General features: G+C 55.5%; 16 protein-coding genes. 12 read left to right on the top strand and 4 right to left on the bottom strand.

From position 1 onward, the window contains the following. The first annotated feature begins 75 nt into the window (after positions 1 to 75). The 9 genes from eat (at position 76) to BI292_RS19745 (ending at position 9,601) form a co-directional block, all read left to right on the top strand. Positions 76 to 1,524: an ethanolamine permease gene (gene eat, locus BI292_RS19705; protein WP_101208855.1), complete on the top strand. Its 1,449-nt coding sequence runs from the start codon at positions 76 to 78 to the stop codon at positions 1,522 to 1,524. Between the two features lie 73 nt (positions 1,525 to 1,597). Beyond that, a complete protein-coding gene (locus BI292_RS19710; RefSeq protein WP_092277587.1) occupies positions 1,598 to 2,992 on the top strand; it encodes an ethanolamine ammonia-lyase subunit EutB in 1,395 nt (464 codons plus the stop codon). Between the two features lie 8 nt (positions 2,993 to 3,000). Continuing rightward, positions 3,001 to 3,825 (top strand): ethanolamine ammonia-lyase subunit EutC, encoded by an 825-nt coding sequence (gene eutC, locus BI292_RS19715; protein ID WP_092277585.1) that lies wholly within the window; start codon positions 3,001 to 3,003, stop codon positions 3,823 to 3,825. 113 nt (positions 3,826 to 3,938) lie between these two features. Next, complete coding sequence (locus BI292_RS19720) at positions 3,939 to 4,397, top strand: N-acetyltransferase (protein ID WP_092277583.1); 459 nt, start codon at positions 3,939 to 3,941, stop codon at positions 4,395 to 4,397. 354 nt (positions 4,398 to 4,751) lie between these two features. Further along, the gene (locus BI292_RS19725; protein ID WP_092277581.1) at positions 4,752 to 5,408 is read left to right on the top strand and encodes a DedA family protein; all 657 of its coding nucleotides are present in this window, start codon (positions 4,752 to 4,754) and stop codon (positions 5,406 to 5,408) included. A 10-nt stretch (positions 5,409 to 5,418) separates the two neighbouring features. After that, complete coding sequence (locus BI292_RS19730) at positions 5,419 to 6,231, top strand: zinc-dependent peptidase (protein WP_101208856.1); 813 nt, start codon at positions 5,419 to 5,421, stop codon at positions 6,229 to 6,231. 113 nt (positions 6,232 to 6,344) lie between these two features. Next, on the top strand, positions 6,345 to 6,872 hold the full coding sequence (gene ppa, locus BI292_RS19735) for an inorganic diphosphatase (RefSeq protein ID WP_045061525.1): 528 nt from the start codon (positions 6,345 to 6,347) through the stop codon (positions 6,870 to 6,872). A gap of 230 nt (positions 6,873 to 7,102) precedes the next feature. Next, positions 7,103 to 7,840, top strand: a complete 738-nt coding sequence (locus BI292_RS19740) for a helix-turn-helix transcriptional regulator (RefSeq protein ID WP_101208857.1) — start codon at positions 7,103 to 7,105, stop codon at positions 7,838 to 7,840. A 552-nt stretch (positions 7,841 to 8,392) separates the two neighbouring features. Further along, the gene (locus BI292_RS19745; protein ID WP_101208858.1) at positions 8,393 to 9,601 is read left to right on the top strand and encodes an integrase arm-type DNA-binding domain-containing protein; all 1,209 of its coding nucleotides are present in this window, start codon (positions 8,393 to 8,395) and stop codon (positions 9,599 to 9,601) included. A gap of 289 nt (positions 9,602 to 9,890) precedes the next feature. Here the strand turns inward: BI292_RS19745 and BI292_RS19750 are convergent, their stop codons facing one another. From BI292_RS19750 to BI292_RS19760, 3 genes are all read right to left on the bottom strand, one after another. Further along, entirely contained in the window at positions 9,891 to 11,003 is a 1,113-nt protein-coding gene (locus tag BI292_RS19750; protein WP_101208859.1) for a hypothetical protein, read from the bottom strand. Positions 11,004 to 11,049: 46 nt separating this feature from the next. Further along, positions 11,050 to 12,477, bottom strand: coding sequence for a DUF3987 domain-containing protein (locus tag BI292_RS19755; protein ID WP_101208860.1), 1,428 nt, complete (start codon positions 12,475 to 12,477; stop codon positions 11,050 to 11,052). Positions 12,478 to 12,541: 64 nt separating this feature from the next. Then, on the bottom strand, positions 12,542 to 12,793 hold the full coding sequence (locus tag BI292_RS19760; RefSeq protein ID WP_371918741.1) for a helix-turn-helix transcriptional regulator: 252 nt from the start codon (positions 12,791 to 12,793) through the stop codon (positions 12,542 to 12,544). A 328-nt stretch (positions 12,794 to 13,121) separates the two neighbouring features. Here BI292_RS19760 and BI292_RS29215 point away from each other — a divergent pair, with 328 nt between their 5' ends. From BI292_RS29215 to BI292_RS19775, 3 genes are all read left to right on the top strand, one after another. Further along, positions 13,122 to 13,394 carry a hypothetical protein gene (locus BI292_RS29215; protein ID WP_256592713.1) on the top strand — a complete coding sequence of 91 codons (273 nt, stop codon included), beginning with the start codon at positions 13,122 to 13,124 and terminating at the stop codon, positions 13,392 to 13,394. 78 nt (positions 13,395 to 13,472) lie between these two features. After that, positions 13,473 to 14,441: a DUF932 domain-containing protein gene (locus BI292_RS19770; protein WP_101208863.1), complete on the top strand. Its 969-nt coding sequence runs from the start codon at positions 13,473 to 13,475 to the stop codon at positions 14,439 to 14,441. 334 nt (positions 14,442 to 14,775) lie between these two features. After that, positions 14,776 to 14,985 (top strand): hypothetical protein, encoded by a 210-nt coding sequence (locus tag BI292_RS19775; RefSeq protein WP_101208864.1) that lies wholly within the window; start codon positions 14,776 to 14,778, stop codon positions 14,983 to 14,985. 40 nt (positions 14,986 to 15,025) lie between these two features. Here the strand turns inward: BI292_RS19775 and BI292_RS19780 are convergent, their stop codons facing one another. Next, the gene (locus tag BI292_RS19780; protein WP_101208865.1) at positions 15,026 to 15,373 is read right to left on the bottom strand and encodes a helix-turn-helix domain-containing protein; all 348 of its coding nucleotides are present in this window, start codon (positions 15,371 to 15,373) and stop codon (positions 15,026 to 15,028) included. Between the last annotated feature and the right edge of the window lie 123 nt (positions 15,374 to 15,496).

The raw sequence follows: 15,496 nt of genomic DNA on the forward strand, positions 1-15,496 counted from the left end.
TTGCCGACGTTGCGAGCGTGAACTCTCCCGCCATCACCACTGCGGGTCAAAAACAATAAGAACAGGTGAACTCTTATGCCTAGCGATCAAACGGGAGTTCCGGCTACCGGCTCCTCCGTCGACTTCGAAAAAGTCGGCTCCGAATACTTTCAGCAACGCGAACTTAAAAAGGGTGCCGCCGGTTGGGTTCTGCTGGTCGGGCTCGGCGTTGCTTACGTCATCTCCGGCGACTACGCCGGTTGGAATTTCGGCCTCGCCCAGGGTGGTTGGGGCGGCATGTTTCTGGCCACGTTGCTGATGGCCACCATGTACCTGTGCATGTGCTTTTCCCTCGCTGAACTGTCCTCGATGATTCCTACCGCCGGCGGTGGTTACGGTTTCGCCCGCAGCGCATTCGGGCCGTGGGGCGGATTTCTCACCGGCACCGCGATCCTCATCGAATACGCCATCGCGCCAGCGGCGATTGCCGTGTTCATCGGCGCCTATTGCGAGTCGTTATTCGGCATCGGCGGCTGGATGATCTATCTGGCGTTCTACATCATCTTCATCGCCATCCACATATTCGGTGTCGGCGAAGCGTTGAAACTGATGTTCGTCATCACCGCCGTCGCCGCACTGGCACTGGGTGTGTTTCTGGTAGCGATGGTGCCGCACTTCAACGTGGCCAATCTGCTCGACATTCCAGTAACCGACGCCAAGGGCGCCAGCACTTTCCTGCCCTTCGGTTACGTTGGCGTCTGGGCGGCGATCCCCTACGCGATCTGGTTTTTCCTCGCGGTCGAAGGCGTGCCGTTGGCCGCCGAAGAAACCAAAAACCCCAAGCGCGACCTGCCCCGTGGCCTGATCGGCGCGATGCTGGTGCTGGTGAGTTTTGCCCTGTTGATCCTGGTCATCGGCCCGGGCGGCGCGGGCGCCAATGCCTTGTTGACCTCGGGTAATCCGCTGGTCGAAGCGTTGAGCAAAGCCTACGGCGGTTCAACGTGGATGGGCTCTTTCGTCAACCTCGTCGGTCTGGCCGGGCTGATCGCCAGTTTCTTCTCGATCATCTACGCCTACTCGCGGCAGATCTTTGCCTTGTCCCGCGCCGGTTACCTGCCGCGCAAACTGTCGGAAACCAATAAAAGCAAAGCGCCGGTGCTGGCGTTGATCATCCCCGGCATCATCGGTTTTGGCCTGTCGCTGACCGGCCAGGGCGATCTGCTGATTCTGGTGGCGGTGTTCGGCGCGACGATTTCCTACGTGCTGATGATGGCGGCGCACATCACCCTGCGCATCCGTCGCCCCAAAATGGACCGTCCGTACCGTACGCCGGGCGGCATTTTCACTTCCGGCGTCGCACTGGTTCTGGCGTGCATCGCTGTGGTGGCGGGGTTTCTGGTGGATCCACGGGTGGTCATCGGCGCGGCGATCATCTATGGAGTGTTAATTGCTTACTTTGCTTTCTACAGTCGGCATCACTTGGTAGCAGGCACGCCCGAAGAGGAATTCGCGGCGATTCAGCAAGCAGAAGAAGCCTTGCACTGACCGCCGCACCTCTCGGCGCAAACTTCGACGCAGCCCTGCAAACACAGAGGCTGCGTCGTCACGGAGAATCTGTATGGCTAGTTTTGCTCACACGGTCGGCGCCCAGACTTATCGCTTCGACAGCCTCAAAGACGTCATGGCCAAGGCCAGCCCGGCGCGGTCCGGGGACTTTCTGGCGGGTGTGGCCGCGCTCAACGACGGCGAGCGAGTGGCCGCACAAATGGCCTTGGCCGACATCGCGCTGACGCATTTTCTTCAGGAAGCGGTGATCCCTTACGAGGCCGATGAAGTCACCCGGCTGATCATCGACACCCACGATAAACAGGCTTTCGCCGTGGTCAGCCACCTCACCGTCGGCGGTTTTCGCGACTGGCTGCTCAGCGATGCCGCCGATGAACAGAGCCTGCGCGCCCTCGCCCCAGGGCTGACCCCGGAAATGGTCGCCGCCGTGTCGAAAATCATGCGCGTGCAGGACCTGGTGCTGGTGGCGCAGAAGATCCGCGTGGTCACCCAATTTCGCGGCACCATGGGCCTGCGCGGCCGCTTGTCCACGCGCCTGCAGCCCAACCACCCGACCGACGAACCGGCCGGCATCGCTGCGAGCATTCTCGACGGCCTGCTCTACGGCAACGGCGACGCGATGATCGGCATCAACCCGGCCACCGACAGCATCGCCTCAATCTGCGCGATGCTGGAAATGCTCGACGCGATCATCCAGCGCTACGACATTCCGACCCAGGCCTGCGTGCTGACTCACGTCACCACCTCGATCGAAGCGGTGAACCGTGGCGTGCCGCTGGACCTGGTGTTCCAGTCGATTGCCGGCACCGAAGCGGCCAACGCCAGTTTCGGCATCAACCTCAATTTGTTGCAGGAAGGTTACGACGCGGGGCTCAGCCTCAATCGCGGCACCCTCGGGCAAAACCTGATGTATTTCGAAACCGGCCAGGGCAGCGCCTTGTCGGCCAACGCCCACCATGGCGTCGATCAACAGACCTGCGAGACGCGTGCCTACGCGGTAGCGCGCCATTTCAAACCGTTTCTGGTGAACACCGTCGTCGGGTTTATCGGCCCGGAATACCTCTACAACGGCAAACAGATCATCCGCGCCGGCCTCGAAGATCACTTCTGCGGCAAGTTGCTCGGCGTGCCGATGGGCTGCGACATCTGCTACACCAACCACGCCGAAGCCGATCAGGACGACATGGACACCCTGCTGACCCTGCTCGGCGTGGCCGGCATCAACTTCATCATGGGCATCCCCGGCTCCGACGACATCATGCTCAACTACCAGACCACCTCGTTCCACGACGCGCTCTACGCGCGCCAAACGCTTGGTTTAAAACCGGCGCCGGAGTTCGAGCAGTGGCTGGAGAAAATGGGCATCTTCACCCAGGCTGACGGCAAGATTCAGTTCGGCAACAGCCTGCCGCCGGCCTTCCGCCACGCCTTGGCGCAACTGGGATGAGTGTTGAAATGGATAAACCACCTGTTGATCCGCAGAACCCGTGGCTGCAATTGCGCAACCTGACACCGGCGCGGATTGCCCTCGGTCGCACCGGCACCAGCATGCCCACCGGCGCGCAACTGGACTTCCAGTACGCCCACGCGCAGGCCCGCGACGCGGTGCATTTGCCGTTTGACCACGGCGCAATCAGCGCACAACTGGCCGAACGTGGACGCGAGAGTTTGTTGCTGCACAGCGCCGCCACCGACCGAAACAGCTATCTGCAGCGCCCGGACCTCGGGCGCAAGTTGGATGATCAATCGGCGCAAACCCTGCGTGATTACGCGGCGGCGCATCCCGGCGGGGTCGATCTGGTGATCGTGGTCGCCGATGGCTTGTCGGCGCTGGCCGTGCACCGGCACACCTTGCCGTTTCTGACGCGCATGGAAGAACAGGCTGGCGCCGACGGTTGGTCGCTGGCGCCGGTGATGTTGGTCGAACAGGGCCGAGTGGCCGTGGCTGACGAGATCGGTGAACTGCTCGGCGCAAAAATGGCGGTGATCCTGATTGGCGAACGCCCCGGTCTCAGTTCGCCGGACAGCCTGGGTTTGTATTTCACCTACAACCCGAAGGTCGGCCTCACCGATGCCTATCGCAATTGCATTTCCAACGTCCGATTGGAAGGCCTCAGCTACGGCATGGCGGCGCACCGTTTGCTGTATCTGATGCGCGAAGCCTGTCGGCGTCAGTTGTCGGGGGTCAATCTGAAGGACGAAGCGCAACTTCAGACGCTGGACTCGGAAAACGCCGCCGACATGAAAGGAAATTTCCTGCTCAGTCCGCCGCAGGCCTGAACCGTTTCCGCATTGCGTTTCTGCTCCGGTTTCAGGCAGGATCGACGCACGGCTGCCCGGGTAGATCGCCGTCAGCGCACGTGAAGACAGCCACTTGAAGACGAGAACAATCAATGCGGATTATTCAAGCGACCCTCGAACATCTGGACCTCCTGACCCCGTTGTTCGTCAAATATCGTGAGTTTTACGGCTCCCTGCCCTATCCGGACTCGTCCCGGGCGTTCCTCGAAAAACGCCTGCGCCGCAAGGAATCGGTGATTTACCTGGCGTTGTCCGATGACGACAACAAGCTGATGGGTTTTTGTCAGCTGTACCCGAGCTTTTCCTCGTTGTCGCTGAAACGCGTGTGGATCCTCAACGACATCTACGTCGCCGAAGACGCGCGCCGCCAACTGGTCGCCGACAACCTGATCCGCACCGCGAAGAAAATGGCCAAGGAAACCAACGCCGTGCGCATGCGTGTGTCGACCAGCAGCGACAACGAAGTGGCGCAGAAAACCTACGAGTCGATCGGGTTCAAGGAAGACACCGAATTCAAGAACTACGTGCTGCCGATCAGCGACGAGCTGTAACACTTTCAGCGCGGCGAGCAACCTGTAGCGAGAGCGCTTTTGTGGCGAGGGGGCTTGCCCCCGTTCGGCTGCGAAGCCGTCGTAAACCAAGACAACACGCTGCAACTGCTGGGGGCGCTTTGCGCCCAACGGGGGCAAGCCCCCTCGCCACAGGAGCTCAGACCTACAAAGTTTGGCGTGAGCCATGGGTCGCACCGTGACATCCCCCGCTACAAACTCGGCACGCTTTTGAGTGTTCCGGCCGTATAATCCCGAGCTTCCCGTCTTGTAAGAAAAACTACACCTGCTTGTAGCCTTACATGAAGTCATACGCACAGGTCTGCCGAGTCGGACCGCCTCAACAGGTGCCCCTCCATGGATTTCAACCCGATCGACCTTATCCTGCATCTCGATGTGTATCTCGACATGCTGGTGACCAATTACGGGCCATGGATCTACGCCATCCTGTTTCTGGTGATCTTCTGCGAGACCGGGCTGGTGGTAATGCCGTTCCTGCCGGGCGATTCCCTGCTGTTCATTGCCGGCGCGGTAGCGGCCGGTGGCGGCATGGACCCGGTACTGCTGGGCGGCCTGCTGATGTTGGCGGCGATCCTCGGCGACAGCACCAATTACGTGATCGGCCGAACCACCGGGGAGAAGCTCTTCAGCAACCCCAACTCGAAAATCTTCCGCCGCGATTACCTGCAAAAAACCCACGATTTCTACGATAAGCACGGCGGCAAAACCGTCACGCTCGCGCGTTTCCTGCCGATCATCCGCACGTTTGCGCCGTTCGTCGCCGGTGTGGCGAAGATGCCTTATCCACGCTTTTTCGGCTTCAGCGTCCTCGGCACGATTCTTTGGGTCGGTGGCCTGGTGACCTTGGGTTACTTCTTCGGCAACGTACCGTTCATCAAGAAAAACCTGTCGCTGCTGGTCGTCGCCATCATCCTGCTGTCGCTGGTGCCGATGATCATCGGCCTGGTCCGCAGCCGTTTCGGCGGTTCGAGCTCCAAAGCCGAAACCCGCTAAGCGCCTGTCTATGTGGTCCCTGAGCGCCTGGCGTCGCCGGCGCATTCTGGCCAGGCACCCGATTGCCGACGACGTATGGCAGCGGGTGCGCCAGCACTTGAGTTTTCTCGACGGCCTCAGCGCCGCCGAAGACCAATGGCTGCGTGAAGCCTGCGTGCTGTTCCTCGACGCCAAACACCTGACCGCCCTGCCCGGCGTCGAACTGCATCAGGAGCAACGCCTGTTGCTCGCCGCGCAAGCGCAATTGCCGCTGCTCAATCTTGGCGAGCTGAACTGGTATCAGGGTTTCCACGAAATCGTGTTGTATCCCGACGACTTCCTCAGCCCGCAGCGCCATCGAGACGCCAGCGGCGTCGAACACGAATGGGACGGCGAGCACAGCGGCGAGGCCTGGCAGCAAGGGCCGGTGATTCTCGCCTGGCCGGGCGTGATGGCCAGCGGCGGCTGGGAAGGCTATAACCTGGTGATCCACGAACTGGCGCACAAACTCGACATGCTCAACGGCGACGCCAACGGCCTGCCGCCGCTGCACCCGAGCATGCGCGTCAGCGACTGGGCGAGCGTGATGCAACAGGCCTTCGACGACCTGAATCGGCAACTCGACCACGACCCCGACGCCGAAACCGCGATCGACCCGTACGCCGCCGAGAACCCGGCCGAATTCTTCGCCGTCACCAGCGAATACTTCTTCAGCGCCCCGGATTTGCTCCACGAGGCTTATCCGCAAGTCTACGAGCAGCTAATGCTTTTCTATCGCCAGGATCCGCTGGCCCGGCTGCGGCAACTTCTCGCCGAGAACCCGGTCTATCAGGCACACGACTAAGGTCTCTACGACCTCTGGTACGTGGCGTCGCCGGCAGAATATGCCTATAATCGCCGCCACTTTTTGGTCAATCCGGCCAAGTGTTTTTGGTCAACTAACGGGGGCACCGCCCAATGAGCTACAGCAAGATTCCGGCTGGCAAAGACCTGCCGAACGACATCTACGTCGCGATCGAGATCCCGGCCAACCACGCGCCGATCAAATACGAAATCGACAAAGACAGCGATTGCCTGTTCGTTGACCGTTTCATGGCCACCCCGATGTTCTACCCGGCCAACTACGGTTTCATCCCTAACACTCTGGCTGACGACGGTGATCCCCTCGACGTGCTGGTCGTGACCCCTTACCCGGTTGCTCCAGGCTCGGTGATCCGCGCGCGTCCAGTCGGCATCCTGCACATGACCGACGACGGCGGCGGCGATGCCAAAGTCATCGCAGTGCCACACGACAAGCTGTCCCAGCTGTACGTCGACGTGAAGGAATACACCGATCTGCCAGCCCTGCTGCTGGAACAGATCAAGCACTTCTTCGAGAACTACAAAGACCTCGAAAAAGGCAAATGGGTGAAGATCGAAGGTTGGGGCGACGCAGAAGCCGCTCGCACCGAGATCATGAAGTCGGTTGCTGCTTACAAAGGCTGAGCACAGCTGTGAGCCTTGAGCTTCAAGCTGCAAGAAAAACCCCGGTGCTCCGGGGTTTTTTGTGGGCGCTGATAACAGCGCTGGCAAACAGAGCGTTTAAGGATTTTCTTGTACGGTTTTTGGCTGTGTAGCGTTCCTTAAAACCGGCTTACATCCAGTCGTAAAATTCCCGCGCAATTTGAACAGTTCGTTTATTCAAAGCCCTCTCCAGCGCCCGTAGACTCGCGCTCATGAAAAAAAACACTAGCGGTCCACGGTTTAAAGCGCTGCTCAAAGCAGCGAACATCACGACGACAGGATTCGCCGATTTCCTGGACACGCCTCCGCAAAATGTACACAACTGGTACACCCGCGGAGTGCCCGCTTACTGCATGGAAGAAGTCGCGCGCAAACTGTCAGTTCACAGCACCTGGCTGAAAACCGCCGAAGGGCCGAAAGACCTGTGCCTGATCGACGAGACCGGCAACCTCTACGACGCCCAGGCGATTCGCGGTTCCTACAGCGTGCTCGAACCGACCGACGTCGAGCTGCCCTTCTATAAAGAAGTGGCCATTGCCCCCGGCTCCAACAAAACTCACGTGATCGAAGACGACAGCCAACCCATGCGCCTGTCCCGCAGCGATCTCGACTCACTGGACATCAACTACAAGGACGCCATCTGCGCCCACATGATCGGCAACAGCATGGCCGAGAAAATCGAAGACGGCTCGATCATCGCAATCGATCGTGGCTTGACCCAGATCGTCGACGGCGAAATCTACGCGATCGAGCACGACGGCATGTTGCGGATCAAATACCTGCACCGGATGCCCGGCAACGGCCTGCGATTACGCAGCCACAACAGCTCGCAATACCCGGACGAAGTATTCCGGGCGGCACAGATCGAAGAGCAAAACATCCACGTGCTGGGCTGGGTGTTCTGGTGGTCGACACTGCACAAACGACGGCCGCCATTGCCATTCCTGTAACGCATTACCCTATAGCACCTGGCAAAGCCTGCGTCCGGCTGCGCAGCAGTCGTAAATCCGCTAATCGCGGTTATTCAGTCACACCGGGGGCCATGACCTTACGACTGCTACGCAGCCGGACGCAGCCTTCGGCAGCTGCTACACATCAGTGCAATCGCTCTACCCGGCACTTCCCACTGGGAATCCGCTAAAAAAATCAGTATGCTGCGCCCCACATTTGCGCTCACCCCGCCCCGCGGCGCTGAGCGCACCCGACCCGGCAGATGACTTTCTCGCCGAGTCCCACAGCCGGACGCAAGAGCCGGGTGTACGTTTTGAAGGCTGGCGCGGTTTACCAAAAATAAACCAAGCCAGTCCCCGAGAAGCCGGCCACAAGCCGGCTTTTTAATTGTCCAAAATAATCCTATCCCGTCCGAGAATCTTCCTGATAGCTTAGCTATTCCGGGGGTTTCAAGCATTCCCCTGTCCGATGGTGTTTAACGCCATCTGACCTCATCCGAGGTGGAAGTGGGGGGACAGGTGGGGGGACAAAGGGACAGTAAGGGGAAATCCATGAGCAAACTGAATCCGAAACAAGTCGAGAACCTGACCGAGCCTGGCACTTACGAAGATGGCGATGGCCTCCGCTTGGTCGTCAAACCTACCGGACGTAAATCCTGGCTACTTCGCTTTCAATTGGCGGGGCGTCGTAGGGAGATGGGCTTGGGCTCATTCCCTGAAGTCAGCCTAAAGAAAGCCAGACAAGCAGCCAGCACCAAACGCAGTCAATTGAACGATGGCATTGATCCCCTGACAGCCAGAGACGTGGAGCGTGCAGCTCAACGGGAAGCTCAGCGTGCAAATGAAGCCAAGCAACTAAAATTCGAGACGCTCGCAACGCAATACCGTGACGCTCACGGCGCGGCGTGGTCGGAAAAGTGGCGTAAAGGGTGGCTGCGGAAACTGGAGCTGTACGCGTTTGATCACATAGGCAAGCTGTCAGCCGAAGACATAGGCACTCCCGAAGTGCTTAAGGTGTTGCAACCCATCTGGGCCACCAAGACCAGAACCGCTGACGAGGTACGCGGGCAAATAGAACAAGTCCTGGACGCAGCCAAGGCACGTAACCTGCGACAAGGTGAGAACCCTGCTCGCTGGCGCGGGCACTTAGACAACCTGTTGAGCCGTTCTGAAAAGAGGAAAGCTCGGAAGCGTGAGCACTTTGAAGCTTTGCGCTGGCAGGAAGTGCCTGAGCTGATGATGAAGCTCAGGGCGAGCTCCACACCTCCATCATGGGCTGCTCAACTGCTTATCATGACCAGCGCACGCGCCCACATGGTCAGGTTCGCTCGTTGGGATGAGTTTGATCTAGAAGCTAAAACTTGGTCACTGCCAGATGAGAGAATGAAAATGCGGGTAGCTTTCGTCATTCCGCTCGCCGAGGACGTCGTAAAACTGGTGAAAAGTATTCCGCGAGATGAAGGAAGTCCTTTTCTGTTCCCAGGACAAGGCAAGACTGGGGCAATGCATGCAAATGCTGTACGAACTCTACTGCATGACATGGGGTACAAGCACATCACTCGCCATGGCTTTCGATCTTCATTTCGTGACTGGGCCGGTGAATGCACCCATTATCCTCGTGAAGTCTGTGAAATGGCGTTAGCACATGACGAGCGTGATCAGACCGAGGGAGCGTACTCTCGCTCGGACTTTCTTGATAAGAGGCGCTTACTCATGAATGACTGGAGCTTATTTGTAACACTCCCACCCACGTCAACCTGAGCACTAATCAATTTATTGATTAGTCTCAGAAAAAACGCCCCTCCAGTAGGTGATATCATCCCCTCTCGCGCATGCGCAGCCTAGCACGAGAGGTCTTCAACTTTTGCACCATAGACGTCTCGGTTCGGTTGATCATCGCGCAACTAAAAAACCAACAACTAAGCGACTCACCTCAAGTGACAGATCAATACAACTTCGACGCCTCTGCGCTGAAACTCATATAACCATCCCAAGCACAGACTGACCGCACAGAAATTTTATTCTGAAGTTAATTTAAAATCACTTAAAACTACCGAAACTTAACAATTTTCTTAGCCACGACATCTTCTGCTAGCATATTTAGGACACAACCACACAGATCGTCACGATTACGCTCAATCCCCTGACATTTAACACCATGATAAACGTCATCAATTATCATATCCACAATAGATACATAAGTGGCGCGTGCACGATAAGGAGCGTGCGCACGGAGGGCGTTCAGAATAGTTTGACGAATGAGACTTTCACTCATACCAATCTTACGACTAATTTCCGCACTCGTCTTCGCCTTACCAGTCCCGCCTTTAAATCCCCTCTCTCGCCGCGCCCGCCCCTCCCCCGGATATGATCGATCGTATATATCGACATACTTTAGAACACTCAGACATTCCTCATTGCAACCAACAGAATTCCCGCTCAATAAGAAATCATAAGCCCTAGCTGTATATATTGAAATAGTCTCTATCAAATAGCGCTCATGCTTCTTAGATCTAGAATCTCTACCAACAAGAGCAAGAATATTTTGTTCATACTCAGAATCTATTTCCCCGCAACTAATTCGCTTTTGAGTTTCATCCAACATTCCGATTACCAGGTCCGAGCTTATTCCGCGCCTCCAAAAATCACCAGAACCACCCGATAAAATTCTTTCGACATCAACACAGATGTCTTTAAAGCTCTCAAATTCTGAACTTTCAATCACCCCCTTAAACTTCTCATCAACTAGAGCACCACTCATTTCAACAATATTTGAAGCTACGACTAAAACAGATCTTTCCAACTCAAATTCACTATCACTCTTCAAGCCCGATATCAGATTAGCCGCCCCCTCAATGCTGTACCAGTCAACCGAAAACCCATCCAACCCAACAGCTTCCTCAGAGCCAACTATTTTAACAACAAAATACCCACACATTCCTCTCGCACCAAAATAAACACCTTCCCCAACAGCGTCCACCTTCACCTTCAACCCACTTTCATTAAATACCGATTCGATAATCGCACTTTCTGGAGACTTATCTACAGACAACTCAACCCTTATAAAGAACCCTCCAACCAGGCCAGGTTCTGTGCGTAATAAAACACGACCATTAGAGCCAACCAGGATCGCCAAGTACTCTATCGCTTCAGGCACGTCCATTCATCACCCACCAAACCTTAAGATACTAAAAAAATACAAAATCATATTAAATTAACTCAATCTCCGCTACTCGCCCATACACAACCTCCTTCACTCGCCCCTTTTCCACCAGATAATCAACTGCGCGATTTAGCCGTGTAGCACGACGCAAGGCTGCTGGCCCCCGCTGCAAAACGTCATTTCGCTTAGTCCGCCTAAAAAGTGGGCTATCACACCTAGACTGCAACCAAGAGATTAGCGCATCAGCATCAGTAACAACTTGAGGCGAAAACGAAAAAAGCCCCTTATACATCACAGAGCACCCCATAACAATTTTCTCAGCAGACGACAACTCGGACAGGGAAATTTCAGTTCCACCAGACTCAAAGAAGTGAAGTAAAGCGGCAACTCTAGAAATATTTTCCACCAACTTTGACGCATGATCACGAGCCCGCTCATAGCTACCACCAACCCTCATTTCTCTCTCGATCTTATTGTGAAGCCATATCAACTCCTCGCTAGCCTCAGCTGAAAAACCAACCACTGACTTACTCGCATCACGGCTATCAAACTTTTTAACATTCTCTTCGAGAAGTTCTTCTATTCTCTTTTCATATCGACTTAAATCGACCCGAACCTCACCTTCAATAAATCGAGTACCCTGAGTAGACTCTGGATAAAAAATCAATGACCTCGCAAAAAATCCTGATGCCTTACCAAGCTCGCCTTTTCTTTCTAAATAGTCCTCAAACACCCTTGGCTGGACCCCAACACCAATACTAAACCGCACGTCTGCCAATGAGAAATCCCCTGAATAAGCCCGCCCAACTTCAAGACCGGAGCCGCTCCATAAAGCGTTCATCATGCCTACCTGATTTACAACGCCCCTTAGGGCTATATCACCCTCACTCGTAAACAATGCTGCGGACGGACAGTCTTGTGCCAATGCTTTAGATAACGCAGCAGCAGTGACATCTTGATGAGTCATCTTAAACATTGGCGGGCGGGCAGGTTCTGATTTAGCGTGCACCAAAAGATCGCTTTCAAGCTGTTTATAACTGCTCAATGTTAAGCTTTCATCAAGCATCTTTTTTTGAATTTTCTTTTTCTGCTTTTCCCACAATTCCAACAAAACCGACCATTCTCTGATTTTTTGAGAATCCGACAATTTTCGTTTCTTTTCAAACGCTCTTAGAGCTTTAACTGCAATATCTTCAATCGCGGTTTTCCTCTCACCTGAAAGCGCTATCGAAAAAATCATTAGTGATACCGGCCCAAGACTCCCCCACGGCCTTCTTACATCTATTAGATACTGACAAACCAACGAAACAACTGAAAGAACAACCGACAAAACCAACTCAACCGGCGCCAGAGTCTGTTGTGCAATACTTACTACCGCATCTTTAAAAATTGGGAATGAGTCGATTTCTTCCATATCAGTGGACGAGCACCCAGACTCATTATCACCAAACTTACCACCATCGATAGAACTCATGACTTCACACCTATTTACTTAGCCTAAAATAATTAGGCTATTAGTTATTCAAATTGTTAATTTTTCATTTTCTATTACTGAGCCAACGAATAACGTCATCAAGAAACCACCCAACCGCTACTCCTTTTGCAGACAGGCGTACCGGCCTCGGGAATTCTGAGTCATAACGAGGACTACTTGGATTTAACCAGTCATACAGGGTTGATCTCGAAACCGAGAGCATCTCGCTTAACCGCTTCATACGGATCACCCTCACAACAGGCCCACCTGCCCCACACACTGCATCGACACCCTGATTTCTATGTTCACAGTTCACGATCCACCTCCAAATCGGTTAAGGCGTCATCGTATTTCGGGCATCCCAGCACCTCATCTGCACTGCTTAAAAGTTATACAGAACCCCTAAGCACAGACCTTGACATTTATAAAAAACTAGAAATCAAAACGCAGATAAATCGCAAATCTAATACCGCGCACCTGCTATTCCAGCTACCGAGTAGCTGGAATAGCAGGGGCCTCGCAGTCCATTCGAAAAAATCTCATTGATACATAACCACCTTGACTACCCCACCCACGAGGTTCGCCCCATGTCATTGCAGTGCCCTCGCTGCCACTCTCCAAAAGTCGACTCCTCCCATCACGCCATGAAAATTGGTGCCGTCATCGGTACCGTGGGCGGCGCTACGCGTGGCGTCAGCGCCGCCCTCGCAGGCAGCCAGGCTGGCGCGATCATCGGTGCCATTGCCGGCCCACTCGGCATCACACTCGGCTCTATATCGGGCGCCATCCTTGGCGGACTGGCCGGTGGCATAGGTGGCTGCGCGCTCGGCGCTCAGCTCGGTGAGTCGCTCGACCGCCACGTCCTGGCCCACAACCTCTGCCTGCTCTGCGGTCATCGCTTCAATCTTCCCACCTAACTTTCTATGTATTACGTCCTTCTGGTGCTGCGCCTTGCGCAGCATTGATGCAGACGTGCACCCCAAGGAATCTGAACCATGGCTCACCTCATCGAAACAATGGCCTACGCTGGCGCTACACCGTGGCATGGTCTGGGCAATCAGCTCACGCAGAAACAACCGATCGAAATCTGGCAACGCGAGGCCGGTATGGACTGGGAGATCCAAGAGAGCCCCGTCCACTTTAAATCTAGCGCCGTCGGCCACCTTGGCGCCATCCACTCCTTCCCCGAGCAGAAGGTGCTCTTTCGTTCGGATACCAAGGCCCCGTTGTCGGTGGTATCCCGGCGCTATCACATAGTGCAACCAAAGGAGGTGCTGGAGTTCTATCGAGATCTTACTGATGTATCGGGCTACGAACTGGAAACGGCCGGCGTGCTCAAGGGCGGTCGCAAGTTCTGGGCACTGGCGCGTACAGGGCAAGGTGCCGCACTCAAGGGTAAAGACCATGTTAACGGCTATCTGCTGCTGGCCACGTCCTGCGACGGCACCCTGGCCACCACCGCAACGCCGACTACCGTACGCGTTGTCTGCAACAACACCCTGACCATTGCTTTGGATGGCACCAGCCGCGCCATCAGGGTGTCGCACAACACTCGCTTTGATCCCAAGGCGGTGAAGAAACAACTTGGTATAGCGGTCTCGCAATGGGATGACTTCATGTATCGCATGAGGGAGCTAGCCGAACGTAAGGTGCAGTGGAGTGAGGCATTGGGGTTCTTTATGAACGTACTCTGCGAAACAACGCCGACCGCCACATTGCCAGAAGTACTGCCCAACGAACGCGCTCTGCGCAAAGTCCAGGAACTGTACGAAGGCCGTGGCCGTGGCAGTCAGCTGGACTCTGCACGCGGCACCGCCTGGGGGCTGCTCAACGCCGTGACCGAATACGTCGATCATGAGCGTCGTGCCCGCAGCAACGAATACCGCATGGACTCGGCCTGGTTCGGCCAGGGTGCGCAGATCAAACAACGTGCCCTGGACACAGCTCTGCAACTGGTCGCCTGACCGCATACCTCTTCCAACCCATAACGCCCGATCAGCCTCATCACTGATCGGGTAGTCCTATTTCCAAAAGGTAAAGGTTATGCAATCTAATCCATTGAAAAGTATCACCAAAACATGCCCGGTGCTGCGCTTGATCAGCACCAAGAAATGCCCCACGAAAATTGGTTGGAAGCAGGCAAGCACGGTAGTGGCAGCCCGGATGTTGCGTCCATCAAGGGCCATGCAAAGCAACGCAGGCGAATCCCAGCTCACTAGACGGCAAGCTCCAAGTGCTCGCCACTAAACCCACTGGCCTAAAAGTTGCCTGCTTCCTTGTAGGTTTTGGAGATCTGAAATGACCCTACTGCGATTTCTGCTGTGCCTATTTGCGTTCATTGGCGCATTAGCGGCAGCCGGGGCGCTCGTCGCAAGCTTTGTACTGATGTTGCGCTTCCCGCCACTCCTAGTTGCCGTGCTGCTGGCGTGCTGGATCCTGAATCGCCTGCTCAAGGTGCTGAGCACATCATCCATTTGGAACCATCCCACCAAAAATACAACGATTTAACAGTCGCCTCTTCAGCCTTTAACAGTCGGACACCGAATGCTCAATCACGGCCAAGTCGGTCAACAAGGCGCTCCACCATTTCCATGACGAGTGCCCGGTCATCCAGTGCCAGCGGGGACAGCAAATCGTAAAGCCTGCGCGCTTGATCTTCTGGACGTGAACTCACCTCGGTCAGTAAGTCGGCTGTATCGCAGCCGAAAATCGTCGCGAGCTCAACCAGCCGCTCGACGTTGGGCATCACGACCCCGCGCTCTATGCGCGATACAGCCTCACTGCCAATCCCAAGCCTCTCGGCAATCTGCTCCTGACTCAACTGGCAGCGTACACGTTGACGAGCAATCGCTTGCCCAACCAACTCTGCCAGTTGCTTCGATTCAGTTTTTGACATGCCACCCTCCAGTTCAACCCGGATGGTTGGCGATCAACCCGTTGACATGAAGGACCTTACAGGCCGAGACTCACCCCAAACGGTTGATATTCGGCTTATTCCCCAATCCACCACCTCATGCAG

Origin of the sequence: Pseudomonas sp. 43NM1 (assembly GCF_002836905.1) — a bacterium.
GTDB lineage: Bacteria > Pseudomonadota > Gammaproteobacteria > Pseudomonadales > Pseudomonadaceae > Aquipseudomonas > Aquipseudomonas prosekii.